This is a genomic window from Pseudomonas sp. SIMBA_067 (assembly GCF_046534675.1).
GTDB lineage: Bacteria > Pseudomonadota > Gammaproteobacteria > Pseudomonadales > Pseudomonadaceae > Aquipseudomonas > Aquipseudomonas putida.
Genome location: NZ_JAWRYH010001321.1, coordinates 1 through 237 on the forward strand (window position 1 = coordinate 1; position 237 = coordinate 237).

Below are 237 nucleotides of genomic sequence, written 5' to 3' on the forward strand. Positions count from 1 at the left end.
TGATTTGGTAGCTGGAGAACAGCGGTCCCAGTTCCCGCGCTTTGGCAGCCTCGGTCATGAACGCCTTGACCGCGCTATCGAGGGCGACATAACCCAGGCTCGCCCGGTCCTCGATCTGCAACTTGAAGCCGCCAAGCGTGCCCAGCCCAAGGACGGGCGGCGGCGGGAAGACTGCCGTGAACGACTGCGCGATCTTGCTGAATTCGCCATTGAGATCCGTCGCTATCTGGTTCGCCC

The 237-nt window shown here is 62.4% G+C and carries 1 protein-coding gene; it reads right to left on the minus strand.

From position 1 onward, the window contains the following. Positions 1 to 237 (minus strand): hypothetical protein (locus SB765_RS33615; RefSeq protein ID WP_410933032.1); only part of this gene is annotated, 237 nt, incomplete at both ends.